Origin of the sequence: Gordonia iterans, from assembly GCF_002993285.1 — a bacterium.
In the GTDB taxonomy this organism is placed as follows: domain Bacteria; phylum Actinomycetota; class Actinomycetes; order Mycobacteriales; family Mycobacteriaceae; genus Gordonia; species Gordonia iterans.
Map to the genome: position 1 here is coordinate 1,703,384 of NZ_CP027433.1, position 26,327 is coordinate 1,729,710.

27 protein-coding genes are annotated in these 26,327 nt (G+C 70.1%); 17 read left to right on the forward strand and 10 right to left on the reverse strand.

Going from position 1 to position 26,327, the window contains the following annotated elements; translation table 11 throughout:
* Positions 1–179 precede the first annotated feature (179 nt).
* Genes C6V83_RS07810 through C6V83_RS07820 form a run of 3 tightly spaced genes read left to right on the forward strand, consistent with a single transcriptional unit; the run spans position 180 to position 3,155 of the window.
* On the forward strand, positions 180–1,250 hold the full coding sequence (locus C6V83_RS07810; RefSeq protein ID WP_105941924.1) for a FecCD family ABC transporter permease: 1,071 nt from the start codon (positions 180–182) through the stop codon (positions 1,248–1,250).
* Positions 1,247–2,302, forward strand: a complete 1,056-nt coding sequence (locus C6V83_RS07815; protein ID WP_234353923.1) for a FecCD family ABC transporter permease — start codon at positions 1,247–1,249, stop codon at positions 2,300–2,302. The genes C6V83_RS07810 and C6V83_RS07815 overlap by 4 nt, the downstream gene beginning before the upstream one ends.
* Positions 2,303–2,321: 19 nt before the next feature.
* Positions 2,322–3,155, forward strand: a complete 834-nt coding sequence (locus tag C6V83_RS07820; RefSeq protein WP_105943805.1) for an ABC transporter ATP-binding protein — start codon at positions 2,322–2,324, stop codon at positions 3,153–3,155.
* A gap of 131 nt (positions 3,156–3,286) precedes the next feature.
* Here C6V83_RS07820 and C6V83_RS07825 read toward each other — a convergent pair whose 3' ends face one another.
* Together C6V83_RS07825 and C6V83_RS07830 are read right to left on the reverse strand one after the other, a co-directional pair.
* On the reverse strand, positions 3,287–4,435 hold the full coding sequence (locus C6V83_RS07825) for a lipase family protein (protein WP_105941925.1): 1,149 nt from the start codon (positions 4,433–4,435) through the stop codon (positions 3,287–3,289).
* A 111-nt stretch (positions 4,436–4,546) separates the two neighbouring features.
* A complete protein-coding gene (locus C6V83_RS07830; RefSeq protein WP_234353924.1) occupies positions 4,547–5,881 on the reverse strand; it encodes an MFS transporter in 1,335 nt (444 codons plus the stop codon).
* A 63-nt stretch (positions 5,882–5,944) separates the two neighbouring features.
* On the opposite strand from C6V83_RS07830, the gene C6V83_RS07835 reads away from it, so the two are divergent.
* Positions 5,945–6,181, forward strand: a complete 237-nt coding sequence (locus tag C6V83_RS07835; protein ID WP_105941926.1) for a phosphopantetheine-binding protein — start codon at positions 5,945–5,947, stop codon at positions 6,179–6,181.
* A 174-nt stretch (positions 6,182–6,355) separates the two neighbouring features.
* Here the strand turns inward: C6V83_RS07835 and C6V83_RS07840 are convergent, their stop codons facing one another.
* Entirely contained in the window at positions 6,356–7,522 is a 1,167-nt protein-coding gene (locus C6V83_RS07840; protein ID WP_105941927.1) for an isochorismate synthase, read from the reverse strand.
* Between the two features lie 178 nt (positions 7,523–7,700).
* Here C6V83_RS07840 and C6V83_RS07845 point away from each other — a divergent pair, with 178 nt between their 5' ends.
* Both C6V83_RS07845 and nucS read left to right on the forward strand, forming a co-directional pair.
* Positions 7,701–8,984, forward strand: a complete 1,284-nt coding sequence (locus C6V83_RS07845) for a lysine N(6)-hydroxylase/L-ornithine N(5)-oxygenase family protein (RefSeq protein ID WP_105941928.1) — start codon at positions 7,701–7,703, stop codon at positions 8,982–8,984.
* 42 nt (positions 8,985–9,026) lie between these two features.
* A complete protein-coding gene (gene nucS, locus C6V83_RS07850) occupies positions 9,027–9,710 on the forward strand; it encodes an endonuclease NucS (RefSeq protein WP_105941929.1) in 684 nt (227 codons plus the stop codon).
* A 154-nt stretch (positions 9,711–9,864) separates the two neighbouring features.
* Here the strand turns inward: nucS and C6V83_RS07855 are convergent, their stop codons facing one another.
* Both C6V83_RS07855 and mce read right to left on the reverse strand, forming a co-directional pair.
* Complete coding sequence (locus C6V83_RS07855) at positions 9,865–10,851, reverse strand: hypothetical protein (protein WP_199832605.1); 987 nt, start codon at positions 10,849–10,851, stop codon at positions 9,865–9,867.
* A gap of 129 nt (positions 10,852–10,980) precedes the next feature.
* A complete protein-coding gene (gene mce, locus C6V83_RS07860) occupies positions 10,981–11,463 on the reverse strand; it encodes a methylmalonyl-CoA epimerase (protein ID WP_105941930.1) in 483 nt (160 codons plus the stop codon).
* A 92-nt stretch (positions 11,464–11,555) separates the two neighbouring features.
* Between mce and C6V83_RS07865 the strand changes: the two genes are divergently transcribed.
* From C6V83_RS07865 to C6V83_RS07875, 3 genes are read left to right on the forward strand one after another with little or no spacing between them, the layout of a single operon-like run.
* The gene (locus tag C6V83_RS07865) at positions 11,556–12,740 is read left to right on the forward strand and encodes an acetyl-CoA C-acetyltransferase (RefSeq protein WP_105941931.1); all 1,185 of its coding nucleotides are present in this window, start codon (positions 11,556–11,558) and stop codon (positions 12,738–12,740) included.
* A gap of 28 nt (positions 12,741–12,768) precedes the next feature.
* A complete protein-coding gene (locus tag C6V83_RS07870; protein ID WP_105941932.1) occupies positions 12,769–13,149 on the forward strand; it encodes a DUF3817 domain-containing protein in 381 nt (126 codons plus the stop codon).
* A gap of 53 nt (positions 13,150–13,202) precedes the next feature.
* A complete protein-coding gene (locus C6V83_RS07875; RefSeq protein ID WP_105943807.1) occupies positions 13,203–14,069 on the forward strand; it encodes a tetratricopeptide repeat protein in 867 nt (288 codons plus the stop codon).
* A 203-nt stretch (positions 14,070–14,272) separates the two neighbouring features.
* On the opposite strand, the gene glgB is transcribed toward C6V83_RS07875, so the two are convergent.
* From glgB to C6V83_RS07895, 4 genes are all read right to left on the reverse strand, one after another.
* Positions 14,273–16,120, reverse strand: a complete 1,848-nt coding sequence (gene glgB, locus C6V83_RS07880) for a 1,4-alpha-glucan branching protein GlgB (protein WP_105941933.1) — start codon at positions 16,118–16,120, stop codon at positions 14,273–14,275.
* A 122-nt stretch (positions 16,121–16,242) separates the two neighbouring features.
* Positions 16,243–18,240 (reverse strand): ATP-dependent DNA helicase, encoded by a 1,998-nt coding sequence (locus C6V83_RS07885; RefSeq protein WP_105941934.1) that lies wholly within the window; start codon positions 18,238–18,240, stop codon positions 16,243–16,245.
* Entirely contained in the window at positions 18,237–18,827 is a 591-nt protein-coding gene (locus tag C6V83_RS07890) for an isochorismatase family protein (protein ID WP_105941935.1), read from the reverse strand. Before C6V83_RS07890 ends, C6V83_RS07885 begins: the two co-directional genes overlap by 4 nt.
* Positions 18,824–20,167 carry a nicotinate phosphoribosyltransferase gene (locus C6V83_RS07895; protein WP_199832607.1) on the reverse strand — a complete coding sequence of 448 codons (1,344 nt, stop codon included), beginning with the start codon at positions 20,165–20,167 and terminating at the stop codon, positions 18,824–18,826. The genes C6V83_RS07890 and C6V83_RS07895 overlap by 4 nt, the downstream gene beginning before the upstream one ends.
* Between C6V83_RS07895 and clpS the strand changes: the two genes are divergently transcribed.
* The 6 genes from clpS to C6V83_RS07925 all read left to right on the forward strand — a co-directional run bounded on the left by clpS (position 20,166) and on the right by C6V83_RS07925 (position 24,442).
* Positions 20,166–20,468, forward strand: coding sequence for an ATP-dependent Clp protease adapter ClpS (clpS, locus tag C6V83_RS07900; RefSeq protein ID WP_105941937.1), 303 nt, complete (start codon positions 20,166–20,168; stop codon positions 20,466–20,468). The two genes, C6V83_RS07895 and clpS, sit on opposite strands and share 2 nt — an antisense overlap.
* Positions 20,468–21,049: an oxidative stress transcriptional regulator AosR gene (gene aosR / locus C6V83_RS07905; RefSeq protein WP_105941938.1), complete on the forward strand. Its 582-nt coding sequence runs from the start codon at positions 20,468–20,470 to the stop codon at positions 21,047–21,049. Before clpS ends, aosR begins: the two co-directional genes overlap by 1 nt.
* Positions 21,046–22,119, forward strand: a complete 1,074-nt coding sequence (locus C6V83_RS07910; RefSeq protein ID WP_105941939.1) for a P1 family peptidase — start codon at positions 21,046–21,048, stop codon at positions 22,117–22,119. Before aosR ends, C6V83_RS07910 begins: the two co-directional genes overlap by 4 nt.
* A 65-nt stretch (positions 22,120–22,184) precedes the next feature.
* Positions 22,185–22,748 (forward strand): rhomboid family intramembrane serine protease, encoded by a 564-nt coding sequence (locus C6V83_RS07915; protein WP_105941940.1) that lies wholly within the window; start codon positions 22,185–22,187, stop codon positions 22,746–22,748.
* Positions 22,745–23,554 (forward strand): glutamate racemase, encoded by an 810-nt coding sequence (gene murI, locus C6V83_RS07920; RefSeq protein ID WP_105941941.1) that lies wholly within the window; start codon positions 22,745–22,747, stop codon positions 23,552–23,554. The genes C6V83_RS07915 and murI overlap by 4 nt, the downstream gene beginning before the upstream one ends.
* 108 nt (positions 23,555–23,662) lie before the next feature.
* Positions 23,663–24,442, forward strand: a complete 780-nt coding sequence (locus C6V83_RS07925; RefSeq protein ID WP_105941942.1) for a cyclic nucleotide-degrading phosphodiesterase — start codon at positions 23,663–23,665, stop codon at positions 24,440–24,442.
* A gap of 591 nt (positions 24,443–25,033) precedes the next feature.
* Here C6V83_RS07925 and C6V83_RS18305 read toward each other — a convergent pair.
* Positions 25,034–25,198 (reverse strand): hypothetical protein, encoded by a 165-nt coding sequence (locus C6V83_RS18305; protein WP_159067469.1) that lies wholly within the window; start codon positions 25,196–25,198, stop codon positions 25,034–25,036.
* A 405-nt stretch (positions 25,199–25,603) separates the two neighbouring features.
* Between C6V83_RS18305 and C6V83_RS07935 the strand changes: the two genes are divergently transcribed.
* Positions 25,604–25,855, forward strand: a complete 252-nt coding sequence (locus C6V83_RS07935) for a FitA-like ribbon-helix-helix domain-containing protein (protein ID WP_105941944.1) — start codon at positions 25,604–25,606, stop codon at positions 25,853–25,855.
* Entirely contained in the window at positions 25,852–26,253 is a 402-nt protein-coding gene (locus tag C6V83_RS07940) for a type II toxin-antitoxin system VapC family toxin (protein ID WP_105941945.1), read from the forward strand. The genes C6V83_RS07935 and C6V83_RS07940 overlap by 4 nt, the downstream gene beginning before the upstream one ends.
* Positions 26,254–26,327: the final 74 nt, after the last annotated feature.

Below are 26,327 nucleotides of genomic sequence, written 5' to 3' on the forward strand. Positions count from 1 at the left end.
GTGCCGGCACGGGTGATCCCGGCCCCGGTCCGACGCGCGTGACAGCTCCATTTAAGGTAAGCATTACCGAACTGTTTGTAGGGCATCGGGGGCCGGTGATCCGAGCCACAGGTGCGAGGGAAGTGGAGACCGGGAATGGAGACCCGGGGAGTGGAGACCGGAGTGCGCCAGGTGCACACATGACCGCCGCTGCCGTCGAGGCCGCGGACCGGGCAGAGCCGGGCGCGCACCCGGCGGACGCGGGGGTGGCCCGTACCAACGCCCGCCGCGCGGCGGGCGTCGTGGTGCTGCTCGCCGTCCTGGCGGGTGTGATGTTCGCCAGCGTCCTGGTCGGATCGCAGCACATCCCGCTCAGCACCGTCTGGGACGGTATCGCGCATTTCGACCCGCTCAGCGTCGACCACAACTCGGTGCGGGCCCGCGTCTCGCGGACCGTTCTGGGTGTGCTCGTCGGCCTGGCCCTGGGTGTCTCCGGTGCGCTGATTCAGGCGATGACCCGCAATCCGCTGGCCGATCCGGGCATCCTGGGTGTCAATGCCGGTGCCGCGTTCTTCGTCGCCCTGGCCGTCGGCCTGTTCGGATTCACCACCATTTGGACCAACATCTGGTTCGCCTTACTCGGCGCGATCCTGGCCACCTCACTGGTGTACCTGGTCGGCTCTCGCGGCGTCGCCGGGGCGACTCCTGTCCGGCTCACCCTGGCCGGCGTGGCGGTCAGTGCCCTGCTCGGCGGCATCACGGTCGGCCTGATGCTGGTCGATCCGGTGGCCTTCGACCAGATGCGCTTCTGGAGCGCGGGATCGATCGCCGGGCGGCCGCTCGACGCCCCGCTGGCCATCGCGCCCTTCCTGATCGTCGGGGTGGCGCTGGCGGCCGTGGTGGCGCGGTCCCTCAACGCCGTCGCCCTCGGCGACGACCTGGCGCGGTCGCTCGGCGCCGACGTCGTCCGCACCAGGGTGCTCGGCGTCGTGGCGGTGACGCTGCTCTGCGGCGCGGCGACTGCGGCCGCCGGACCGATCGGCTTCGTCGGATTGATGATCCCGCACGTGTGCCGGTGGATCGTCGGCCCGGAGCAGCGCTGGATCCTGCTGTACACCCTGGTAGCCGCGCCGATCCTGCTCCTGGTCGCCGACATCCTGGCCCGCGTGGTGCTCGAGCGCAACGAACTGCCCGTCGGAGTGGTCACCGCCTTTGTGGGCGCGCCGGTCCTCATCGCCCTGGTCCGCCGCAGCAAGGCGAGCGGCCTGTGAATCGGGTGCAGTTCGGGCGGCCGATGGCCGTCGTCCAGGCCGCGGACGGCCGGTTCTCCGGACGTGTGGACATCCGGGTGACAGTGGTGGTCCTGGTGCTGGCGATGCTGACCTTCGCCACCCTGATCGCCGCGCTGATGATCGGCGACTACCAGATTCCGGTGGATCGGGTGCTCGTCACGCTCTTCGGGGAGGGGACGCCGCGCGAAGAGTACGTGATGGGCCGGCGACTGCCGCGGGCGCTGCTGGCCGTTCTGCTCGGCGCCGCGCTCGGCATCAGCGGCGCCGTCATCCAGTCGCTCACCCGCAATCCGCTGGGCAGCCCCGACGTGATCGGCTTCAACACCGGCGCGTACACGGGCGCGCTGCTGGTGATCGTCGTCTTCGGCGGCGGCACAAGCTATCTCGGCACCTCGACCGGGGCGTTGATCGGCGGCATCGGCACCGCCCTCGCGGTCTACGTCCTGGCCTTCACACAGGGCGTGCAGGGCTTCCGGCTGATCGTCGTGGGAATCGGCGTGAGCGCCATGCTGGCGTCGTTGAACACCTGGCTCATCCTGACCGCGGACCTGGACACGGCGATGGCGGCGGCTGCCTGGGGTGCGGGCACCCTGCAGGGCGAGGACAACGCGAGCAAGGTGTGGATCGTCGCGCTGGTGATGGCAGTGGCGCTGGCCCTGCTGATCCCGTTCGCCGTCCGGATGAAGATCCTGGAGATGGGCGACGACGCCGCCGCAGCGCTCGGGGTTCGGCCCGAGCGGACCCGGTTGGCGCTGCTGGTGCTCGGCGTCAGTCTGACCGCGCTGGCCACCGCGGCGGCCGGGCCGATCGCGTTCGTGGCGCTGGCGGCGCCGCAGCTGGCCAAGCGGCTCACCGGGTCGGCCGGAGTCGCGATGGTCCCGGCCGCGGTGATGGGCGCCGTGCTGTTGTCGGTCTCGGACCTGGCGGCGCAGTGGCTGTTCCCGAAGCAGCTCCCGGTGGGCGTCGTGACCGTCTCGATCGGCGGCCTGTACCTGGTGTGGCTGATCGCCAGGGAGACCAAGAAGAACTGACATGTCGAAGGTGAACAGGATGAAGACGAGCTGGTTCGGGCGGTCGGCGTACGTGCCCCCGCCGGTCGCCGACGGTCCGCGGCTGGTCGCCGAGGAAGTGACCCTCGGTTACGACAAGCGGGTGATCAGCAGCGACCTCAGCGTCGAGATCCCGGACGGCTCGTTCACGGTGATCATCGGGCCGAACGCCTGCGGCAAGTCCACCCTGCTGCGTGCGCTGTCGCGGTTGCTGCCGCCGGAGAAGGGCTCGGTGCTGCTCGACGGCGCCGAGATCGCCTCGCTGCCGGCCAAAGAGGTCGCGCGCAGGCTCGGACTGCTGCCGCAGACTTCCACCGCCCCCGACGGCATCCGGGTGGCGGATCTGGTGGCGCGCGGCCGGTTCCCGCACCAGAGCCTGATCCGGCAATGGTCGGCGGACGACGAGACCGCCGTCGCCGAGGCGATGGCATCGACCCGGGTCGATGCGCTCTCCGGGCGCCTCGTGGACGAACTTTCCGGCGGCCAGCGGCAGCGAGTATGGATCGCGATGGTGCTGGCGCAGCAGACGCCGCTGGTGCTGCTCGACGAACCGACGACCTATCTGGACATCGCGCACCAGATCGAACTGCTCGACCTGTGCGCCGAGCTCAACCGGAGCGGCCGCACCCTGGTCGCGGTGCTGCACGACCTGAACCATGCGTTCCGCTACGCCGATCACCTGGTCGTGATGAAGGACGGCGCGATCGTCGCCCAGGGCGCTCCGGGGGAGATCGTCGACGCGGCGCTGATCGACGAGGTGTTCTCTCTCCCGTGCCGGATCATCGACGACCCGGAGTCCCACACCCCGCTCGTCGTGCCCAGAGTCCGGCGCTGACCTCGCGCGATCGAGCTGCCCTCCGCTGATCGAGCGCTTCTTCGCTGATCGAGCGGAGTCGAGATCCACGACGGCCGGGCGAGAAGAGTGATCCCCTCGCCGGGCCGCCGTCGTCACCGATCAGACCCGGCTCAGTCCTTCGGCCAGGTCTTCAGGCCGTTGGCCCAGGCGCGTGCCTCGTGCACGCGCGCGATGGTGAGTCCGTGGCTCTCCGGGTACGTCAGGTAGGTGACGTCGACGCCGTTGCCCCGCATGGCGGAGACCAGATCGCCGGTGAGCGGTGCGAAGGCGACGACGTCGGCGGTGCCCTGCTGCACCAGCACGGGGCTCGGATAACCCTTGTCCGGGACGCGCGCGTATGTCCGCAGGGCAGGCATCAGCGGGCCTTCGGTCAGTGGCCGGGTCACCAGCGAGCCCACCCCGATCCCGCGGGTGGCGGCGTTCTGCTCCTCATAGCAGCGGTGCTTGGCGGCCTCCACGAGCGCACGGCCCTGCGGCGTCAGGTAGGAGTCGACCTTCGCCTCGGGGTGCACCTGCTTGAGCCCGGCCAGCACATAGGTGAAGTAGGTGGTGTGATCGGGGGCGAGGGCGGGCGGGAATCCCGGCCGGATCGTCGCGAAGTACTCCGGCAGGCCGGTCGGCACGGAGTGCGCGATGGTGCCGGCGGCTTGCAGCTCCGGGGCGTAGGTCGGCGCCAGGTGGCCTGCCCACAGCGAGGTGTGGCCGCCCTGCGATCCACCGAACGGCACAAAGGCGTTGGAGGCTCGATGGTCGGAGTACCGGGCGACGACGGTGCGGGTGGCCCGGACCATGTCGAGCACGTTCTTGCCCGCGGTGGGGCCGTGCAGGTACGCGTGATCGCCGGGCCCGCCGATGCCGGCGTAGTCGGTGGCGGCCAGCACGTAGCCGTCTTTCAGCCAGGGGCCGAGCCACGGGTCGCGCTTGCCTCCGGTGCCCAGCTTCTCGCTGAGCCCGCACGAGTCGCCGAGCCCCACGGTCGAGTGGTTCCAGGTCATGATCCGGTAGCCCGCGGGGCCGGGCGCCTTCGTGGGAATGGACACACTGCCCTTGACGGGGACCAGTTCGCCCTTCGCGTTCTCCGAGAGATAGGTGATCGAGATGACGCGGCCCGCACCGGCGATCGTCGAGTCGGGCCGGTCGGTGATGTCCACGGCGCTCAGCACGTCTCCGCGGCTCGCCGCCTGGGCCGGGGACGTCGCCACCGGCAGACTCGTCAGCAGGGCGGCCGCACCGAGTGCGGCCAGTACACGTCGAAGCACCAGATCTCTTTCTGTGGTCTCGGCCGGTCGTGGGGGACGGCCTCGTGAGGCAGGGCATCTACCGATGAGGGGTGCGCCGTACCGAAGGGTAACAGAGCAAGTTTGGCTAACCTAAGTTGCTTGTGTCACAGCGGATTCGCGGCTGTCGGGCCGTCGTACGGCACGCAACGAACCGAGTCCGGCGGCGGCGAGGACGCCGAGCGTCAGCAGGGTCAGGCCGTAGTAGACGATCGCCGTGGGGGCCGACCAGAAGGCACCGAGCGCGCCGGCGGCCAGGGCGCCGACGGTCACACCGCTGACCTCCTGTGCCATCCAGATGCCGTTGACCCGGCCCAGCAGCGGCCCGGGCGTGTGCTGCTGAATCAACATGTAGCGCACCACTTCTTGCACGGCGTCGACGAAGCCGATCACCAGGACCAGGAGCAGCGCGATCCAGAGCGCCGCAGCGGTGCCGAGTGCGGCGATGAGCGCGAAGCCGGCGATCGCCGCCGCGAGGAGCACCACGCCCGGACGGGCGGCGGCGCCGATCCAGCCGCTGGTGAGGGTGGCGACCAGGGCGCCGGCGGCGGTGGCCGCCATCAGGTAGCCGACCGCTCCCGCCTGATCGCCGAACCGCTCGGACACCAGGGCCGGCAGCAGGGCCACCAGGCCCGAGGCGAGCATCGTCAGCATTCCGAGCAGCATCACCGACAGCACGACGGGGGAGTCGGCGAAGAACGCCGGCAACGAGGGGGGAGCGGCGCGCACACGTGTCGGGTCCGGGGTGCCGGAATCGGCGGACGGGCCCGGGGCGGTGTCCGCCGCGCCGGCCAGTGCGGCGTGGGGCGGCAGGCGCGGCAGGCCGAGCAGCACCAGGACGGTGATCGTCGCGAGCGCGGCGGCGGCGGTGTAGGTCCACGCCACCCCCGCGGCGCCGATGATCACGCCGGCGAGGCCGGGGGCCAGGGCGGTGCCCAGGCGGACGGTGAGCGAACTCAGCGCTCCGACCGCGGCCAGCTTCTCGCGGGGGATCAGCGTGGGCACGGCGGCCATGAGCGCCGCGGCCGACAGCGCGCCGATCAGCCCGTTGACGCCCGCCAGGGCGTAGAGGACCCAGACCAGCGGGCGGCCGCCGAAGAGCCCGAACGCGTTGAGTGCCAGCCCGGCGAACGCCAGGGCGGCCGCCGACCGGCCGATCAGAATCAGCTTCCGGCGGTCGAAGCGGTCGGCGAGGCTGCCGCCCACCAGCATTCCCACGAAGGTGGTGACACCGGTGACGGCGGTCGCCGCGCCGACCTGAACAGACGATCCCGTCAGATCCCACATCTGCACCGGCACCGAGACCGCGAGCATTCCGATGCCGAGCAGGGAGATCGTCCGGGCGACGAACACCCGTCGGAACGCGGCGCTGATCCGCAGCGGGCTGATGTCGATGAGCAGGCCGCGCACGGCACCGGATGCCATCATCGTCCTTCCGTCTGAGTATGCTGACCGCCGTAAACCATAGTTAGCCTTACCGAAGGAGTGGTCATGTCCGTCTCGACTCTCGACCGGAACACCATCGTCGCCGACCTCGCCGAGGTGCTCGACGTGCCCGTCGAGCAGCTCGACGACGACACGAACGTCCTCGATCTGGGGCTGGACTCGGTACGGCTGATGTCGCTGATCGAACGGTGGCGCGCGGCCGGCGCGCAGCGTGCGGACATCGCCGTCCTGGCCGCCGATCCGGTGATCGGCTCGTGGGTGCGCGAACTCACCGCGGACTGACCGCTTCTGCGGGCCGGACGCGCGCCGGAGGGAGCGAGACGAGAGTGCCCGGCACCCCGGCTCCGGTCTGGCACCGTCGACGGAGGGTGCCAGCGCGAGTTTCGGTGCCGGGCATCCCTTTTTCGGCCCGGTGCGGATGTCGCCGGCACCCGTGCGGCCCTCGCACGCGAGGCACTACACGTCCCCCGAGTCGATCCCCATCGCGCGAAGCACGGTAGCCAGTTTCGCCTCGGTCTCGGCGACCTCGTCGTCGGGGTCGGACGCGGCGACGATCCCGCCGCCCGCCCAGGTCCGGGCCGACCGGCCGTCGGCGTGGACCTCCGCGCACCGGATGGCGACCATCCACTCGCCGTCGCCCCCGTCGACGCCTGCGCGCGCCCACCCGACCGCACCGGCATAGAACCCGCGGGGTTCCTCGGTGGACAGGATGTGGTCGCGGGCCTGCGCGGTGGGGGTCCCGCAGATCGCGGGAGTGGGATGGACGGTGAGCGCGAGATCCAGGGCCGAACTCGCCGAGTCGGCCAGTTCGCCCCGGATCGGAGTCCCGAGGTGCCACATCGCCGGAGTCGCCATCACCTCCGGGGCCGCGGGCACCTCGAGCGTCCGGCAGAACGGACTCAACGCGTCGGCGATCGCCTCCACCACGAAGCGGTGCTCGGCGCGGTCCTTGGCCGAGGCCGCCAGCGTCCGGCGGCGCTGGGCGTCGACGGCCGGATCGGTGCTGCGCGCGGCCGATCCCGCGAGCGGACGACAGCTCACGGTGCGGCCGCGCTTGCGGACGAGGACCTCGGGGCTGGCCCCGACGAGCGTCGAGGCGCGGCCGGACGGGGCGAGATCGGCGACGAAGACCGAACCGTGCGGGTCGCCGGTGCGCAGGGCCGCCGCGAGATTCCAGGGGTCGATGCGCCGGTCGCCGCGCAGGACGATGCTGCGGGCGAGGACGACCTTGGCCAGCTGCGCGCCGGGCTCACCGAGCGCAGCCACGGCGGCGGCCACGCGTCGCCGGTGGACGTCGATCGGCGGGTTCAGCGCGTCGACGCGGACGGGCGGCATCGGGGAGTGCGCGACCGGCGTCCAGGGGCCGTCGTGCACCTGAAGTACGTGCGGCGCGATCAGGGCCGACCGATCGCGCACGTCGAACGGCAACGCCCCCACGACGGCGTCGACGGTGCCCGCGCGCAGTGCGTCCGCGGCCGCCGAAGCATCGTCGAAGCGCTGTGTCCAGCCGTGGCCCCTAACGCGATAGTCGTTGCGGCACAATAGGAAACCCGGACGTTCACGGGGCGCGGGGATATCGCCGGCCAGCGGTTCGCCGTCGGTGCGGTGGGTCGTCGTCGACACTTGAGCTCGAGCTCCTCACTCTGCTTGCCTGTCCGGTCTCTCGGGGCCTTCCGAGAATGGCGTGTGACGCGTTCGTGGGCACACTCCGGGGCAACCATAGCTGAGCTTAGGTTAGACTCACCTATCGGAGTGTAGCGAGCACGTCCCGGCGCTGCGGAGATTTTCGAGGAGTTTTGCTGTGCAGAGTGAGTCCACCCAGACCTACGACGTGCTCGGCATCGGTTTCGGGCCGTCGAACCTGGCGCTGGCGATTGCGATCGAGGAGCACAACGAGACCGCGGCGACGCCCTTGACGGCGCGCTTCTTCGAACGTCGGGCACGATTCGAATGGCATCCCGGCATGCTGCTGCCGGGGGCGACGATGCAGGTGTCGTTCTTCAAAGACCTGGCGACGCAGCGCAACACCCGCAGCGCGTACACCTTCCTGGCGTACCTGGCCGACCGGGGCAGGCTCGCCGACTTCATCAACCTGCAGACCTTCTTTCCGCTCCGGTCGGAGTTCGCCGACTACCTCGGCTGGGCCGCGCAGCGGGTGTCGACGCCGGTCGACTACGCGACCGAGGTCGCTGCGGTCCAGTGGCGCGACGGCGTCTTCGAGGTGCGTACCGCCGGCGGCGTGCACCGCGCCCGGAACCTGGTGCTCGGCGGCGGCATCGCAGCCAAGCTCCCGACGGGCGTCGCGGCGAGCCGCCGGGTGTTCCACAACCACGACTTGCTGACCAGGCTCGACGAGCTCGGGGAGCCGCGTGAGGGCCGGTTCGCGGTGGTCGGAGCGGGGCAGAGCGCCGCCGAGGTGGCCGAGCACCTTCTCGTGACCACCGGTGCCCACGTGCACGCGGTCTTCGCCAAGTACGGCTACACGCCCGCCGACGACAGCCCCTATGCCAACCGCATCTTCGACGCGTCGACGGTCGACGAGTACTACGGCGCCGATCCGGCGTGGCAGACGCGCCTCATGCATTACCACCGCAGCACCAACTACTCAGCGGTCGATCCCGACCTCATCGCCGAGCTGTACCGCCGCGAGTACGCCGAACGGGTGGCCGGCGAGCGGCGGTTCTTTGTCCACGGCGCCTCCGAGGTGGCCGATCTGACCGAGGACGCAGACGAGGTCCGGCTGGAGGTGGTCAACCGGCTCACGGGCGAGACCTCCGTGCTCCGGTGCGACGCGGTGGTCTTCGCCACCGGTTTCGAGGCGGTGCCGGTCGGCCGGCTGCTCGGCGACCTGGAGCGTTCGTGTCACTCCGACGCTCACGGCCAGCCGGTTCTGGAACGCGACTACCGGCTCCGCACCGATCCGGAGATCACCGGTGGGATCTACGTCCAGGGCAACTGCGAGCACTCGCACGGTCTGACCTCGAGTCTGCTGTCGAACGTCGCGGTGCGGTCCGGGGAGATCGTCGAGGCACTGGCCGGGGCCGGGACCCGGTCGGCTCGCTCGGCGGTCGCCGCGACGGCGTAGCGCCGGTCGCGCCCGGTCCTCGAACCGCTACGCTTGACAGCCGTGCGCCTCGTGATTGCCGAATGCCAGGTCGACTACGTCGGCCGCCTGACCGCCCACCTCCCGATGGCCAAGCGGCTGCTGCTGATCAAGTCCGACGGTTCGGTCAGCGTGCACGCCGACGATCGCGCCTACAAGCCGCTGAACTGGATGAGTCCGCCGTGCTGGCTCAGCGAAGAGCCTGCGCCGGAAGAGACCGCAGCACAGGCGGTCTGGGTGGTGGAGAACAAGGCCGGTGAGCAGCTGCGGATCACGATCAACGCGATCGAGCACGACTCCGCCCACGAGCTCGGAGTGGACCCGGGCCTGGTGAAGGACGGCGTCGAGGCGCACCTGCAAGAACTCCTGGCCGAGCACGTGACCACCCTCGGCGACGGGTACACGTTGATCCGGCGCGAGTACATGACCGCGATCGGCCCCGTCGATCTGCTGTGCCGCGATGCGGCCGGCCGGACCGTGGCCGTGGAGATCAAGCGGCGCGGCGAGATCGACGGCGTCGAACAGCTGACGCGCTATCTGGACTTGCTCAATCGTGACGCGACGCTGGCTCCGGTCGCCGGGATCTTCGCGGCGCAACAGATCAAGCCGCAGGCCAAGACGCTGGCCAACGATCGCGGGATCCGTTGCGTGACCCTGGACTACGACCGTCTGCGCGGCACCGAGAGCACCGAGTTCCGGCTCTTCTAAGGTCCGGCCAGTTCGGGAGCTCTACGGACTGGTCGGTCCGGGTGCCCGGCCGAAACGAGGGTGCCGGGCACCGTGGACTCGTTCTGGCACCTCCGACTGAGGGTGCCAGACCGAATCGGCGGTGCCGGGCACCCCGGTCTCGGATGCGTCGCGGTCAGGCCGAGGCGCGGGCCGAGGGTCCGTCGGAGTCGTGGTCAGGGGCGAAGCCCACGACCCGCCCGGCGCCGTCTTCGTCGTCGTACTCGCCGTCCACCGCGGTGATCACGTCGGTGATCTCGATCGGGCGCAGCGCCTCGGCTTCGAACAGGTCGCGGCCCGCGAGGGTGCGGTTGAGCAGGTCGAGGTCGCCGGTCTCGGTGGCCCCGGTCAGGGCGAGCTCGTCGTCGGAGAGTTCCAGCGCGCCGGGCAGGGCCCCGAGGTGCTCGCGCAGCGCCGCCAGGTGATCCAGGATCTGCCGGTGCGCGTCGTGGGCGGCGGAGGCCAGATCGCGAGAGCGGGCCAGCCGGGCCGCCGCGATGTGGTGGGCCGCGCCGCGCAGGCCGGCGGCATCGGACTCGGCGGCGGCGACGATCTCGCGGGCGCGCTCCTTCGCCTCCGCCATCTGGGCGGCGATCTCGCGCTGTGCTTCGGCGCGGTCGCGGGCGGTGTACTCCTTGAGCTCGGCGGCGGTCTCGTCGACGGCGGCGGCGCGCGCCTCGGCGTCGGCGATCAGCTTGTCGGCCTGCTGCTTGGCCAGCTCCAGGGTGCGCGCGGCTTCGTCCTGAGCCTCGGAGAGAGTCTCGTCGGCCTCTTGGCGGGCGACGGACACCAACTCGGCGGCTTCGTCCCGCGCGGTGGCGCGGATCTCGCCGGCCTCCTCAGTGGCCAGACCGAGCATGCGCGAGAGGCGCTCGCTCATGCCGGCGACGGTGGTCGGCGGCACCGACAGCGCGTCAACGTCCTGCTGGAGGCTGCGGACGCGCGCGCGGGTCTCGTCGAGGTGATTGAGCAGTTCGTCCGCGTGGGCATGGGCGGAATCACGGTCGGCGGCCATCATCGCCAGGTCGGCTTCGAGCTGGCGGATGTGGTCGGTGACCTGATCGCGGTCGTAGCCGCGCATGACGATGGAGAAGGGGCTGTGACGCTGGCCTGGTGCTGACATGAGGCAAACTCTAAAGCCGTAGTCGAGAGAATTCCAGAATTCTGACGGCGCGTTGTGCAGCGGTTTGGTAACAGTGTGACTGGTGTGACTAAAGTCCCGGGCGTCGGACCCGTGCTCGGCGACCGGCCGTCAGTGCTCCTGCGACGGCTCCACCAGCTCCAGCAGCACCCCGCCCGCGTCCTTGGGATGGACGAAGTTGATCCGCGAGTTCGCGGTGCCGCGCTTGGCGGCCGGATAGAGCAGTCGCACGCCGTTGGCGGTCAGCCGCTCGGTGAGCGCATCCAGGTCGCGCGTCCGGACGGCCATCTGCTGCAGTCCCGGACCGCTGCGATCAAGGAACTTCGCGATCGTCGACTCCGGGCCGAGCGGGGCGAGCAACTGGATAAGGGCGCCGTCGCCGCCGGCCGGTCCGACCATCGCCTCGCGTACGCCCTGCTCCTCGTTGACCTCCTCGTGCAGGTTCACGAAATCGAGGTTGTCGCGGTACCAGGCCAGGGCGGCGTCGAGGTCCGGAACGGCGATGCCCACGTGGTCGATGCCGAGGACGAGGTCCCCGGTCCCCGCGAGCGGAACAGTGGCCGGGGTCACGGACGTGGATGCGGAATCACTCATGTCTCCACGGTAGCGTTGAAGCGAATGTGCCTCGTCACGAGGCCGGGGTCTGCCGCAGGCCCACGTTGCAAATCTGTGTAGGAGTGCAGTAGATGTCCGACAACACCACCGTCATCGTCGCCGGTGCCCGCACCCCCTTCGGCCGCCTTCTCGGCTCGCTGAAGGACTTCTCCGGAGTGGAGCTGGGCGCGATCGCCATCAAGGGCGCCCTGGATCGCTCCGGTGTGCCGGCCTCCGAGGTCGACTACGTGATCATGGGCCAGGTGCTCACCGCCGGCGCCGGCCAGATGCCCGCGCGTCAGGCCGCGGTCAAGGCCGGGATCGGGTGGGACGTGCCCGCGCTGACCATCAACAAGATGTGTCTGTCGGGGATCGACGCCATCGCCCTGGCCGACCAGTTGATCCGCGCCGGCGAGTTCGACTGTGTCGTCGCCGGCGGCCAGGAGTCGATGACCCAGGCGCCGCACCTCCTCCCCGGCAGCCGGAGCGGCTTCAAGTACGGCGACACCGCGCTCGTCGACCATCTCGCCTACGACGGCCTCCACGACGTCTTCACGGACCAGCCGATGGGTGGACTCACCGAGTCGCGCAACGACTTCACCCGCGAGGAGCAGGACGAGGTGGCCGCGCGCAGCCACCGGCTGGCCGCGCAGGGGCAGGCCTCCGGTGTGTTCGACGACGAGATCGTCCCGGTCGAGATCCCGCAGCGCAAGGGCGACCCGGTCGTCGTCTCCGCCGACGAGGGCGTGCGCGGCGACACCACGGTCGAGTCGCTGGGGCGCCTGCGCCCGGCGTTCCGCAAAGACGGCACGATCACCGCGGGCAACGCTTCGCAGATCTCCGACGGTGCGGTCGCCGTGGTCGTGATGAGCAAGGCCAAGGCCGAGGAGCTGGGTGTGCAGTGGCTGGCCGAGATCGGCGCGCACGGCAACGTCGCCGGTCCGGACTCCTCGCTGCAGGAGCAGCCGGCCAACGCCATCGCGCAGGCCTGCGAGCGCGAGGGCATCAGCCCGGCGGACCTGGATGTGGTGGAGATCAACGAGGCCTTCGCGGCCGTCGGCCTGGCCTCCACGCGCAAGCTCGGCCTGGATGCGGACAAGGTGAACGTCAACGGCGGCGCCATCTCGATCGGGCATCCGCTCGGCGCCTCCGGCGCACGCGTGGCGCTGCACACCGCACTCGAGCTGAAGCGACGCGGCGGCGGTGTGGGCGTGGCCGCGCTGTGCGGCGCCGGCGGTCAGGGCGATGCCCTCATCGTGCGGGTCCCGAAGGCCTGACCGAGCGAACGCGAACGGAGACGAGGACATGAATCAGACCTGGCGAGAGAAGTGGTTCGACCTGGCGCATCCGGCGCCCCGGTTCCGCCTGATCGCACTCATCGAGGCGATCACCTGGGCGTTGCTGCTGATCGGCATGGGCATCAAGTACGGCGCGGGTGTGGACTCGGCGACGATGGTGCCCGGCATGCTGCACGGCATCGCCTTCGTGGCGTACGTCGTCATCACGCTGTGGACCGCCGTCGAGTTGAAGTGGAACTGGAAGGTCACCGCGCTGGCGCTGCTGGCGTCGATTCCGCCGTTCTTCTCACTGCTCTTCGAGTGGTGGGCACAGCGCCGGGGGCACCTGAACGACCCGGCGCAGGATGCGGGCGCGACCGGCGAGGATCGTGAAAGACTGTCGGTGTGACTGATCCGAGAAACCGGCGGCAGGCCGCAGCGGGCCTGCAGGCCGCAGCAGCGATGTCCGGCGCCGTCGACCTCTCCGCGCTCGCCGCGCAGGCCGAGGCGGCGCGGCGCACGCCGGCGGGAACTCCTGCCGGCGGAAGCGGGGGCACGGTGATCGACGTGACCGACGCGACCTTCGAGACCGACGTCATCGGCCGTTCGGCGCAGCAGTTGGTGGTCGTCGAACTGTGGACGCCGCGCTCGGCCGAGTGTATCCAGTTCGCTCCGGTGCTGTCCGGGCTCGCGCAGCGGGCCGGCGGGCAGTGGGTGCTCGCCCGGGTCGACATCGACGCCAGCCCCGGCATCGCACAGGCCTTCGGGGTGCAGTCGGTGCCGATGGTGGTGGCGCTCGCCGGCGGTCAGCCGGTCGCGGCCTTCAACGGCGTGCAGCCGGAGGCGCAGATCCAGGGCTGGCTCGACGAGGTGCTCGCCAAGATCGGTCCGTCGTTCGGCGGCGCTCCGGAGCCCGCCGAGCAGCAGGATCCGCGGATGGTTGCGGCGGAGGAGCTGATGAACTCCGGCGACGTCGACGGGGCGCTCGCCGCCTACCGCGGCATCGCCGAGACCGACCCCGGCAACACCGAGGCGGCGTCGATGGTGCGGCACCTGGAGTTCATCACCCGGGCGCAGGGACACGATCCGTCCATCGTCGACGACGCGGCACCGCACGACCTCGACGCGCAGCTCGCCGCGGCTGACGTCCTGCTGCTGAGCCAGCAGCCGGAGGCCGCTTTCGAGCGGATCCTGGCCGTCGTCCGTTCGACGTCCGGCGACGATCGGGATCGGGCCCGCACGCGCCTCCTGGAACTCTTCGAGCTCTTCGAGCCCTCGGACCCGATCGTGGTGGCCGCGCGGCGCAAGCTCACGCTCGCGCTGTACTGAGGGCGAGTCTGTCCGCGTAGGCGTTTCGACACGGCTCGTTCCTCACCGGCTCAACGAGCGAGGTGAGCGCGCTGTCCGGCGTCGGCCGGTGGTCTCGATACGTCTCGCCTCGCGGCTCGACTACTCGACCAGCGACGGGGGTGCTCGGCTTTCCATCGCTCGTTGAGCCGGACGAGGCGCCAGCCGAGTCCGTGTCGAAACGCCTATCCGGCGACCGGCGCAACGAAGAACACCGCGGACTCCGCGGGAAGCGTCAGACGCGCACTGAAGTCGTAACCGTGGCTGGGTTCCGGAAGCGCCTGGACCGCGCCGAGGTTGCCGACGCCGTGGCCCGCGTAGTCGCGCGCCGCCGAGTTCAGGATCTCGCGCCAGACGCCGCCGGACGGCAGCCCGATCCGGTAGTCGTGCAGATCTCGAGTCGAGAAGTTGAACAGGCACGCGACGGTGTGTCCGGGCGCGTCCGGTGACGTTCCCCGCCGCAGGAAGCCGATCACCGTGTTGGTGGTGTCGTTGGCGTCGAGCCAGCTGAATCCGTCTGTGCGGCAGTCGAGCTCGTGCAGCGCGGGCAACTCCCGATACAGCTGGTTGAGGTCGGTGACGACGCGCGCGATCCCGGCGTGCGCGGGTGCGTCGAGCAGCTCCCACGCCGGACCGTCGACATCGGACCATTCGGCGGGTTGACCGAACTCCTGGCCCATGAACAGCAGCTTCTTGCCCGGATGCGCCCACTGGTAGGCCAGGAGGGCGCGGACGCCGGCCGCGCGGTCGGATCCGTCGGGAAGCCTGGACCAGAGAGTGCCCTTGCCGTGAACCACTTCGTCATGGCTGAGCGGCAGCACGAAGTTCTCCGCGGTGGCGTAGGTCAGCGAGAAGACGAGGTGCTCCTGGGCGCGTCGTCGTTCCTCGTGGGGAAGCGAGACGAAGTCCAGGACGTCGTTCATCCAGCCGAGGTTCCACTTGAGGTCGAAGCCGAGGCCGCCGTGTTCGGTCGGTGCGGTGACGCCGGGCCAGGCGGTGGACTCCTCGGCGATCATCAATGCGCCCGGGATCCGCTGGTGCACTGCGTCGTTCAGGTCGCGGAGAAAGTCCACGGCTTCGTCGTTCTCGTGGGTGCCGCGGTCGTTCGGCCGCCATTGACCGGGTTCGCGCGAGTAGTCGAGGTAGAGCATCGCCGCTACGGCGTCGACCCGCAGGCCGTCGATGTGGTACTCGGTGCACCAGAACAGAGCGCTGGCGATCAGGAAGTCGCGGATCTCCTGGCGGCCGAGATTGAAGGCGTAGGTTCCCCAGTCGGGCTGCTCTCGCCGCAGTGGATCGGCGTGCTCGTACAGCGCGGTGCCGTCGAACCGGCCGAGCGCGAAATCGTCCTTGGGAAAGTGCGCGGGAACCCAGTCGAGCAGCACGCCGACGCCTCGGGTGTGGAGGTGGTCGACCAAGTATCGGAAGTCGTCGCCGGTCCCGAGTCGCGCGGTCGGCGCGAAGTACGAGCCGACTTGATAGCCCCAGGATGCACCGTAGGGATGCTCGGTGACAGGAAGTAGCTGCACATGCGAGAATCCCTGCGCCAGAACGTGATCTGCGAGCAGATCGGCGATGTCCCGGTATCCGAGGCCGGGTCGCCAGGACGGCAGATGCACCTCGTAGACCGACAGCGGCCGGGCCGGGTGATGCCGACTCGTACGGCGGGCGAGCCAGTCGTCGTCGTGCCAGACGTACGACGACGGAGCGGTCACCACCGAAGCGGTCTCAGGCGGGCGCTGCGCGGCGAACGCGAGCGGATCGGCCTTGTGCCGGACCACGCCGTCGGCGCCGGTGATGCGGTACTTGTAGAGGTCGCCTACGGCCGCACCGGACACGGTCGCCGACCACACGCCGTCCGCGCCGCGGTGCATCGGGTGGGCTCCGCCGGTCCAGTCGTTGAAGTCCCCGACGACGGAGATCGCGCGGGCATTCGGGGCCCAGACGGCGAAGCGGGTCCCGACGACGGTGTCGGCGGTGGTTTCGACTCGCTGCGCTCGCTCAACCATCGAGAGCGAGGTTCGCTCAACCATCGAGAGGGAGGTTCGCTCAACCATCGAGGGAGGGGAGGTGTTTCGATGATTGAGCGACGGAGGAGTCGACAACACCGGGTGGGCGCCCAGGTGTTCCCAGAGGTCACGGCCTTGCTCGGCGGTCATGATGCGCTCAGCCGGCGCAGCGCGGACCGGACGGCGGCCGGATCGGTGGTGCGCCAGAACGGCGGGAGTCCCGCCATCAGGTAGCCGCCGTAGCGAGCGGTGACCAGTCGTGAATCGAGGACGGCGACCACTCCGCGGTCGCCGTCCGCGCGCAGCAGGCGGCCGGCGCCCTGGGCCAGCAGCAGTGCCGCGTGATTGGCCGAGACGGCGAGGAATCCGTTGCCGCCGTGCGCATCGGTGTCCCGCTGCCGGGCGGCGAGCAGTGGGTCGTCGGGCCGTGGGAAGGGGATGCGATCGATCATCACCAGGCGCAACGACGGTCCCGGAACGTCCACCCCCTGCCACAGCGAGAGGGTGCCGAACAGGCAGGTGGCCTCGTCGGCGGCGAACTTCTCGATCAGCGACGACGTCATCTCGTCGCCCTGGCACAGGATCGGGAAGCCGACCCGCTCGCGCAGCGCCTCGGCGGCCTGCGTGGCCGCCCGCATGGAGGAGAAGAGTCCGAGTGTCCGGCCGCCGGCGGCGTTCATCAGATCGACCATCTCGTCGAGCGTCGCGGCCGCCGGGCCGTCCCGGCCCGGCGGCGGGAGCTTCCCGGCGACGTACAGGATCGCCGAGCGTGGATAGTCGAACGGCGAGCCGACGTCGAGGCCGCGCCAGGTGCGGTCCTCCGAGTCCGCATCGTCGTCGGTATGCGGTGGCAGTCCCCAGGTTCGGGCGAGCGCGTTGAAGTTGCCGCCGACGGTCAGCGTGGCCGAGGTCAGGATCACCGTGGAATCGGTGAACAGTGACGTGCGCAGGAGGCCGGACACGGTGAGCGGAGCGATGTGCAGGCTGCGCTTCGTATCGCCGCCGCGGATCCGTTCCTCGGCGAGCCAGATGACGTCGTGCCGTTGCGCGGGATCGGCTTCGCCGAAGACGGTGAGGATGCGCACGACGGTGTCGTGCAGGTTCTCCGTCGCGCTGATCGCCATCTGCCGGGCCGCTGTGGCATCCGGATCGGCCGGCTTCTTCTCGCCTGCGGGGGAGATCTCCGAGCGGGCCTCCCAGAGTCGATCGCGCAGCGACGCGAGCACCTCGGCGGCCCCGGCCGGCAACCGCAGCCATTCGCCGACGCGGGCCTCGTCGAGCAGTTCCTCCAGCTGGGCGGCGGCTCCGGCCAGTGTCTCCGCGGTCTCGGTGGAGATCAGCTTGCCCGCGCGGCGGCTGACATAGCCGACGCCCGCCGAAGAGACCTCTTCGGTGGCGACGGAGGTGATCCGGTCGACCAGCTCGTGCGCTTCGTCGACCACGACGACCGAATGCTCGGGCAGGATCGTCGCCGGGCTCATCGCGTCGATGGCGAGCATGGCGTGATTGGTCACCACGACGTCCGAGTCGGCGGCACGGCGGCGGGCGGCCTCGGCGAAGCAGTCGTCGCCGAACTCGCACGCGGCGGCTCCGACGCACTCGCGGGAGCTGACGCTGACCTGCCGCCACGATTTGTGGTCGACGCCGGGGGAGAGGTCGTCCCGGTCTCCGGTGTCGGTGTCGCTCGCCCACTCGCGGATCCGCTTGATGTCCCGGCCCATCCGGGACAGGTCGAAGGCGTCGAACATCCCGTCCTCCGGCTCCTCCGCGGCACCGGAGTGGATCTTGTTGAGGCACAAGTAGTTCGCGCGGCCTTTGAGGATGGCGAACGACGGCTCGTGCTTCAGCGGGCCGGTCAGAGCGGCGCTGAGGCGGGGCAGGTCCCGCTCGGTCAGCTGCCGCTGCAGGGCGATGGTCGCGGTGGAGACGACGACGGTGTCGCCGGACTGGACCGCGTGCCGGATCGCCGGAACCAGGTAGGCGAGCGACTTGCCGGTGCCGGTGCCGGCCTGGACGGCGAGATGCCGCTGCCGGTCGATCGCGTCGCCCACCGCGGTCGCCATCGCGATCTGGCCTTCACGGCGGGAGCCGCCGAGAGCGGCGACGGCGGCATCGAGCAGTTCGGGTACGTCGGGAGGACTCACTCGGCCGAGGAACCCGTGTAGAGCAGTTCGCCGACCAGTTCCACGCCCGCCGCGCGCAGCTCGGCCGCGGCGCCGGCGTAGCTTTCCGGGGAGATCGCCGCGGTGTAGTCGAGCAGCACCCGGGTCTTCAGTCCGGCGCGTGCGGCGTCCAGCGCGGTGGCCCGCACGCAGTAGTCGGTCGCGATGCCGACCACGTCCACCTCGGCGATGCCGTGTTCGCGCAGCCAGTCGGCGAGCGCGACACCGTCGTCGTCGGCGCCCTCGAATCCGGAGTACGCGGCGCTGTACGCGCCCTTGGAGAACACCGCGGCCAACGGCTCGGTGTCCAGCGACGGATGAAAGGCCACGCCGTCGGTGTGCACGACGCAGTGCGGCGGCCACGAGTCGACGTAGTCGGGCTCGTCGGAGAAGTGGTCGCCGGGATCGATGTGGTAGTCACGGGTCGCGACGACGGTCGGGTACTCGGCCATCAGGCCGGTCACCGCGCCCGCGACGGCCGCGCCGCCGCGCACGGCCAGGGAGCCGCCCTCGCAGAAGTCGTTCTGGATGTCGACGACGATCAGCGCACGGTGCGCGTCGCGGCTCATGATGCCTCCGGGGTGTTGACGAAGCGGGTGCCGATGGCCGGGTCGCCGTGGCTCAGACCCAGTCCCTCCCAGGGAAGACTGACCAGTCCGCGCGCGAGGTGGGTGCGGGAGGCCTCCAGGTCGGGCAGGTCCGGGACGCGGCGGCCGGCGCGCATCAGGGGGATCTGCAGGGCGCGGACGTTCAGATTACCGGCGACCTTCTCCGGCAGTGCGGCGCCGTCCCGGTAGATGATCTCCTCCACCACCGTCCCGGTGTCGCGGGCCGCCCGCGCCGCGCGCTTGGTGCCGCCCTGGCTCTCTTTGTGGCTGGCGCGTTTGGCCACCGGCACGCCGTCGACCTCGACCAGCTTGTAGACCATGCCGGCAGTGGGGGCGCCGCTGCCGGTGACCAGCGAGGTCCCCACGCCGTACAGGTCGACCGGCTCGGCGCGCAGCGAGGCGATCGCGTACTCGTCCAGGTCGCCGGAGACCACGATCTTGGTGTTCACCGCGCCCAACTCGTCGAGCTGGGCGCGCACCTGACGGGCGAGAACGCCGAGGTCGCCGGAGTCGATGCGCACGGCGTTCAGCGCGGGACCCGCCACCTCGACGGCGTTGCGGACGCCGGTGGTGATGTCGTAGGTGTCCACGAGCAGGGTGGTTCCGGTGCCGAGCCGGGCGATCTGGGCGGCGAAGGCAGCGCGCTCGTCGGGACCGTCGTCGCCGGTGAACGAGAGCGTCCAGGAATGAGCCGCGGTGCCTGCGCTGGGCACCCCGTACGTCCGTGCGGCCTCGAGGTTGCTGGTGGCGGCGAGTCCGGACAGGTAGGCCGCGCGGGCGGCGGCCACGGCAGCGCGCTCGTGCGTGCGGCGCGAGCCCATCTCGATGATGGGCCGTCCGGCCGCCGCCGACACCATGCGGGCGCCGGCGGAGGCGACCGCGCTGTCGTGGTTGAGGATCGAGAGGATCAGCGTCTCCAGGAGCACCGACTCGGCGAAGCCGCCGCGGACGGTGAACACGGGGGAGCCGGGAAAGAACAGCTCGCCCTCGGCGTAGCCGTCGACGTCGCCGGAGAACCGGTAGTCCGCGAGCCAGGCAAGCGTGTCGTCGTCGACGATCGACCGTTCGCGCAGTGCGGCGATCTCGTCGGGGCCGAAGCGGAATCGCTCGAGCTCGTCGAGCACCCGGCCGGTGCCGGCCACCACGCCGTAGCGGCGGCCGTCGGGCAGCCGCCGGGCGAAGACCTCGAAGACGCTTCGGCGGTCGGCGGTGCCGGCCGCCAGCGCAGCGGAGATCATGGTGAGCTCGTACTGATCGGTCAGCAGCGCGGTACTGGTCACATTCGCTACCCTATAGCTCATGGCCCTGGAGGAAGCGGCACCCGGGACGAGCACAGGGACGGCGGTCGCCGAACCCGAGTCTGTGGTCGATCGACCCTGGGTGACGATCGTCTGGGACGACCCGGTGAACCTGATGAACTATGTCTCGTATGTCTTCCAGAAGATCTTCGGCTATCCCGAGCCCAAGGCGCGGGAGCTGATGCTGCAGGTCCACCAGGAGGGCAAGGCCGTGGTCTCCTCCGGCGACCGGTCGAAGGTCGAGAGCGATGTCCGCAAACTGCATGCGGCCGGCCTGTGGGCGACGATGCAGCACGACGAGTAATGCGGACGTGGACGCGGCGCGGGGACGGTGCCGACCTGAGGATCTGTTCCAACCTGGAGAGCTACGAGTGCCAACTGCTCGCCTCGATGGTGGGTTCGACGTCCGAGCTGCTGATCGAGCGCGCCGACTCGGCACCGCGCGACGAGCTGACCGAGCTGACCGGGATCCGCACCGGACACACCACCGCCCCGCGCGACGTGACGCTGGGTCGGCTGCTGCCGGACTTTCACCGCCCCGATCAGGAGGAGGCGCCGGCCGCCGGTCCGGTGGCCGCCGATCTGAACGGCGGGCTGCGCAGTATCAACGAGCCGCAGATCATCGATGCCAAGCTGGCTGCGGCGCGGGTCCTGCTGGACACGCTGCCGGCCGACGGCGGCGACGTGGAGTTGACCCCGGCGCAGGCCGACGAGTGGCTCACCGCGCTGAACGACGTCCGGCTGGCTCTGGGTGCGATGCTCGGGATCACCGACGAGCCGCACGCACCCTGCGCGGATGATCCGTACGCCGGGCACTACGACGTGTACCAGTGGCTGACGGTGGTGCAGGAACTGCTGGTCGAAGCGCTGACGGGAGCGTATTGAACAGGATCACCGATGTCCCCGGGATCGGTGTGGGGCATACGACGAGGCTGGACCGCGAGGTGACGGTCGGCACGCTCAGCGAAGCCGGACGCGGCTGGGCGACGGGGACGACGGTGGTGACCGTCCCGGACCGGTCGACCACCGCGGTGGACGTTCGCGGCGGCGGCCCGGGCACGCGGGAGACGGATCTGCTCGATCCGGTGAACACGGTGCTCGGGGCACACGCGATCGTGCTGTCCGGCGGCAGCGCCTACGGGCTCGCGGCCGCCGACGGCGTGATGTCGGTGCTGGAGCGGCAGAGCCGCGGCCTGCCGATGGACCTGCTCGGCCATGTGGTGCCGATCGTGCCGGCCGCGGTGATCTTCGACCTGCCCGTCGGCGCCTGGGAGAACCGGCCCGACGCGGACTTCGGTGCCCAGGCGCTGGCCGCGGTCGGCGAGGAGTTCGCGATCGGGACCGTGGGCGCCGGGACCGGTGCCCGGGCGGGAGCACTCAAGGGCGGGATCGGGACGTCGTCGATCACGCTCGACGACGGCCCGGCGTGCGGCCTGACGGTCGGTGCGCTCGTCGTCGCCAATCCGGTCGGAGCGGTGATCGATCCGGGTACCGGGTTGCCGTGGGGCGGCGACGATCTGGAGCATCACGGGCTGGTGCCACCCGATCCCGGCGAGGTGGCGGTCTACGCGGGACTCGCGAACAAGGGCACGCCGCTGAACACCACGATCGGCGTGGTCGCGACGGACGCGGCGTTGTCGGTGGCCGCCACGCGCAGACTCGCCATGTCCGGGCACGACGGCCTCGCCCGGGCGATCCGGCCTGCGCATTCTCCGCTGGACGGCGACACCCTGTTCGCCGTCGCGACCGGTGCGCGGACGGCGGACGCGAAGGCGACGCCGATGCCGCTGGGAATGGACCCCGCCGCACCGTTGACCGCCGCGCTGTGCGAGGCCGCGGCGACCGCGGTGCAGCGAGCCGTCGTCTCCGCGGTGGTCGCCGCGACGACGGTCGGAGCGATCCCCGCGTACCGGGACGTGCTCGGCTCGGCCTTCGGGGCCGGGAGCACACGGTGACGGGCTCGCTCGCACCGGCACCGGAACGTCGTCCGTGGCCCAGATGGCGGCGGTGCGCGACGACGATGGTGTTCATCGTGATGGGGCTGTTCGTGATCGAGGCCGTCGACGCGGCGACGCGTTACCAACTCGATCAGGACGGGATCCGGCCGCGCTCGGCCGACGGCCTGGCCGGGATCCTGTGGGCGCCGCTTCTGCACGCGGACTTCGCGCATCTGATCGCCAACGTGATCCCCGGAGCCGTGCTGGGTTTCCTATTGCTGATGGCCGGCCGGTTCCTGGTGGTGACCGCGGTGGTGTGGGTGGTCTCCGGCTTCGGCGTCTGGCTGCTCGCACCGGCAGGCACGGTCACGGTCGGCGCCTCGGGCATCGTGTTCGGCTGGCTGACCTATCTGATGGTGCGCGGCCTGTTCAACCGGCGCTTTCTGCAGGTGCTCGGCGGTCTGGCGCTGCTCGCGGTCTACGGCGGCATTCTCTGGGGCGTTCTGCCGCAGGGCGGGTCGGTCAGTTGGCAGGGGCACCTGTTCGGCGCGCTGGGTGGGATCCTGGCAGCCTGGATACTCGCAGGAACCGACCGACGCGGCGGTTCCCCGGACTCGGGAGGCACCCCATCGCTGACGGCCAGATGAACGACGGCGAGACGAACCTCGCTCCGATCGGGATCTTCGATTCCGGGGTCGGCGGACTCACCGTGGCCCGGGCGATCATCGATCAGCTGCCGGACGAGGACGTGCTCTACATCGGCGACACCGCGAACGGTCCGTACGGCCCGCTGACCATCCCGGAGATCCGTCGGCACGCGTTGGCGATCGGCGACGAACTGATGCGCCGCGGGGTCAAGGCGATCGTGATCGCGTGCAACACCGCATCGGCGGCGTGCCTGCGCGACGCCCGCGAGCGGTACGCGCCGATCCCGGTGATCGAGGTGGTGCTCCCGGCGGTCCGCCGCGCGGTGGTGGCGACCAAGAACGGCCGGATAGGAGTGCTCGGCACGGAGGCGACGGTGGCCTCGCGCGCCTATCAGGACGCGTTCGCGGCCGCGCCGGACCTGGAGGTGACGGCGGTGGCCTGTCCGCGATTCGTCGACTTCGTCGAACGCGGGATCACCAGCGGCCGGCAGATCCTCGGGCTGGCGGAGGGCTACCTGGAACCGCTGCAGGAGGCCGGCGTCGACACCGTCGTCCTCGGCTGCACGCACTATCCGCTGCTCGCCGGTGTGATCCAGCTGGTGATGGGTGACGAGGTGACGCTGGTGTCGAGTGCGGAGGAGACGGCCAAGGACACCTTCCGGGTGCTCACCGAGACCGACACGCTGCATCCGCACTCCGATCGGGGGGCCGCTCGGGTGTTCTCGGCGACCGGCGATCCGGAGTCGTTCCGGCGGCTCTCGACCCGATTTCTCGGTCCCACCGTGGGACATGTGACCCACGTGTAAGCCCCGCCACTTTCTGGTATCGGCTGTTGTCACAATGACCGGGTAACTCTTCGGTCAAGGCCGGGGTTTGGTACGGGTTTCCGGGCCCGGCGTGGCAGAGTGTTCCCCATGCGTTTGACGGTCCTCGGGTGTTCCGGCAGTGTGAACGGCCCCGGCGCGCCGTGCTCGGGGTACCTGCTGCAGGCCGACGGGCACGATCCGGTGCTGGTGGACTGCGGACACGGCGTCTTCGGTGAACTGCTGCAGCACGCGAACCCGAACCGAGTCGCGGTGCTGCTCTCGCACCTGCATGCCGATCACTGTCTGGACCTGCCCGCAATGCTGGTGTGGCGCCGGTGGGCGCCGGAGAACGCCACCGGGCGATCGCTGATGTACGGGCCGCCCGGGACCGCGCTGCGCATCGGCGCCGCGTCGTCGGAGTACCCCGGCGAGATCGACGACATCAGTGACACGTACGAAGTGCACGAATGGGTGGACCGGCAGGTGGTGACCGTTCACGGGCTCACCGTCGAGCCGTTCAAGGTGTCGCACCCGCCGTCGACGTTCGGTCTGCGCATCACCGGCCCGGACGGCGAGGTCCTGGTCTACAGCGGTGACACCGGGTACGCCGACGTCGTCGTCGACCTGGCCCGCGAGAGCGACCTGTTCTTGTGCGAGGCCTCCTGGACGCACGACCCGGCTGCCCGCCCCGCCGACATGCACTTGTCCGGCGTCGAAGCCGGGCGCCTGGCCACCCGCGCCGCCGTGCGCTCGCTCGCCCTGACCCACGTGGTGCCGTGGACCGACGCCGACGTGATCCTGGACGAAGCTCGCGAGGAGTACCAGGGCCCGCTGCAACTGGTCCATCAGGGCCAGGTCATCGAGGTCCGCCCGCCGTTCCCGGGCTAGGGCGGCGCCGTCGAGACAGTTTCGAAAGGCACCGCGACTGGTCGGCACCGTCGAGACACCCGCGATCGTCGCGGTGGTGACGAGCTGTCGCGGTGACGGGCGAGATGTCGCGGTGGTGCCGAGTTGTCGCGGTGTGCCGGTCGGGCTGCCGGTGCCCGCGATGCCCGGCCCGCGACGAAGACGCAGACTCGCAGCTGGTTGAGCCGGGTGACGCAGGAGCCCGTGTCGAAACCACCTCTCGCAACCGGCAGCGTCGGTTTCAGGCGCTTTCGTCCAGCAACTCCGCCAGCGGCACCTCGAGCGCCTGCCGCTTTCCAGTAGTTGCAGGTGGTTGGTGCTGATACCGACCTACTCGGCGAGTCTCTGCTGACTCAGATTCCGCTGCATTCGCAACCGTGCGATATGTGTCCCGAGCTGCTGCGAAAGCCGCTGCTCGACAGGGGGTTGACACGAAGCGTAGGCGCCAGCAGCACCAAGAGTAGTCCCCAAAGAGTTGGTCTTGTGCTGGCGCGTGCTCGTCAGTGACTGATGACGGCCCGTTTCGGTGCTTCTTCCCCAAGCCATCGACCGCACGCGTCGCGGTCAAGGCCATCAACGACTAAGGTCACAAGGCGACCAGGTTTTCGAGGTGGATGGCAGATGAATGGTGAGTCCTGCATCGTCGTCGACGGCGATGTTCATGTCGATGATCTGCGCGCCCTCGTGGAGTCGCTGCCGGCGGCGCAGCCAGTGACCGATCAGTTCGAGCGAGATCACCCGGCTTCCACTCGGTACAAGGATCAACGAGAGCACTTGCTCGGGTGGCTGGGCGAGTACAACGGTCCGGGTGCATACGGCCGGAAGAACCCCTCGACCAGTGGTAAGCACTTCTACAATCACTTCCGTTGCGCGCCGGGTCTGCTGTGGTTGGCCGAAGCGCTGGGAGAGACGGAAGCTACCCTGCGGTGCGGTGTCTCGCGTATCGAGGCGGCCGGTCGCAATCCGTCGAGTCAGTGTGCGGCGTTTCGCGCTGAGGTCCCGTGGTCACGAATCGTCGACCTGGTAGCGGAGCGGCCTGCACCGGTCGCGGGCCCGTCATTGGGCGATCGGCTGAGGCGACTCCGGAAGCGCGACCGCTGAGACCCATCGTCCGGCATGACATAAGCATGCTAGAGTCATGCCATGGCGAACCTGCAGGTGAAGAACTTCCCCGACGATCTGCACGCCGAACTGGGAGTGCGCGCGCGTGCCGAGCATTCGACGATGTCGGAGTACGTCACCCGGGTACTTCGGCGAGATCTGAGTCGTCCACGTTTCGCGGAGTGGGCTGAACGCGTGCGACGCGAGAATCCGGTCCTGCGCGAGTTCGACACCTCCGAAGCGATCGCGGAGGCGCGGGCGGAGTACGACCCCGACGAGCGTTTCGATCAGTGACTCGACCAGCAGTCGTCGACGCGAGCCTCGTGGTCGACTCGATCCTGCCTCTGCGCGGGCGGGAATCCGGCCTCGCCGCCATGATGGGGCGCGAGCTGTGGTCGCCTGGAATCCTCGATGCGGAGGTGGGATCAGCCCTCGCGAGGCTCGAACGCCGGGGGATGCTCACCGCTGACGAAGCGAGTACGGCGATCGACTTGCTGGTGACGATGCCGATAGAGCGAATTGCCCCCGAGGATCTGCTCGCCGCTGCTTGGCCGCTGCGTCACGGAGTGCGAGTCGCCGATGCCTTCTACGTTGCCGCAGCCCTCGCTGTCGAGGGTGATGTGCTGACTCGGGACGGGCGGCTGGCCCGGGCGCCGGGACTGCCGGTGCCGGTCACCGTGATTCCTCGATGACGCGGAGCACCTCGATCGGGAAGGCCGCTGGGGCGGCCGGGCTGCCTGTGCCCGCAATGCCCGGCCCGCGATAG

Bases quoted from the DNA above. Each gene is read 5' to 3' on its own strand.
- C6V83_RS07820 (WP_105943805.1), top strand. From the start codon at position 2,322: ATGAAGACGAGCTGGTTCGGGCGGTCGGCGTACGTGCCCCCGCCGGTC.
- C6V83_RS07895 (WP_199832607.1), bottom strand. From the start codon at position 20,167: ATGAGCTATAGGGTAGCGAATGTGACCAGTACCGCGCTGCTGACCGAT.
- C6V83_RS07875 (WP_105943807.1), top strand. From the start codon at position 13,203: ATGTCCGGCGCCGTCGACCTCTCCGCGCTCGCCGCGCAGGCCGAGGCG.
- C6V83_RS07925 (WP_105941942.1), top strand. From the start codon at position 23,663: ATGCGTTTGACGGTCCTCGGGTGTTCCGGCAGTGTGAACGGCCCCGGC.
- glgB (WP_105941933.1), bottom strand. From the start codon at position 16,120: ATGGTTGAGCGAACCTCGCTCTCGATGGTTGAGCGAGCGCAGCGAGTC.
- C6V83_RS07855 (WP_199832605.1), bottom strand. From the start codon at position 10,851: ATGTCAGCACCAGGCCAGCGTCACAGCCCCTTCTCCATCGTCATGCGC.
- murI (WP_105941941.1), top strand. From the start codon at position 22,745: ATGAACGACGGCGAGACGAACCTCGCTCCGATCGGGATCTTCGATTCC.
- mce (WP_105941930.1), bottom strand. From the start codon at position 11,463: ATGAGTGATTCCGCATCCACGTCCGTGACCCCGGCCACTGTTCCGCTC.
- aosR (WP_105941938.1), top strand. From the start codon at position 20,468: ATGCGGACGTGGACGCGGCGCGGGGACGGTGCCGACCTGAGGATCTGT.
- C6V83_RS07865 (WP_105941931.1), top strand. From the start codon at position 11,556: ATGTCCGACAACACCACCGTCATCGTCGCCGGTGCCCGCACCCCCTTC.
- C6V83_RS07835 (WP_105941926.1), top strand. From the start codon at position 5,945: ATGTCCGTCTCGACTCTCGACCGGAACACCATCGTCGCCGACCTCGCC.
- C6V83_RS07915 (WP_105941940.1), top strand. From the start codon at position 22,185: ATGGTGTTCATCGTGATGGGGCTGTTCGTGATCGAGGCCGTCGACGCG.
- C6V83_RS07890 (WP_105941935.1), bottom strand. From the start codon at position 18,827: ATGAGCCGCGACGCGCACCGTGCGCTGATCGTCGTCGACATCCAGAAC.
- C6V83_RS07935 (WP_105941944.1), top strand. From the start codon at position 25,604: ATGGCGAACCTGCAGGTGAAGAACTTCCCCGACGATCTGCACGCCGAA.
- C6V83_RS07830 (WP_234353924.1), bottom strand. From the start codon at position 5,881: ATGATGGCATCCGGTGCCGTGCGCGGCCTGCTCATCGACATCAGCCCG.
- clpS (WP_105941937.1), top strand. From the start codon at position 20,166: ATGGCCCTGGAGGAAGCGGCACCCGGGACGAGCACAGGGACGGCGGTC.
- C6V83_RS07810 (WP_105941924.1), top strand. From the start codon at position 180: ATGACCGCCGCTGCCGTCGAGGCCGCGGACCGGGCAGAGCCGGGCGCG.
- C6V83_RS07870 (WP_105941932.1), top strand. From the start codon at position 12,769: ATGAATCAGACCTGGCGAGAGAAGTGGTTCGACCTGGCGCATCCGGCG.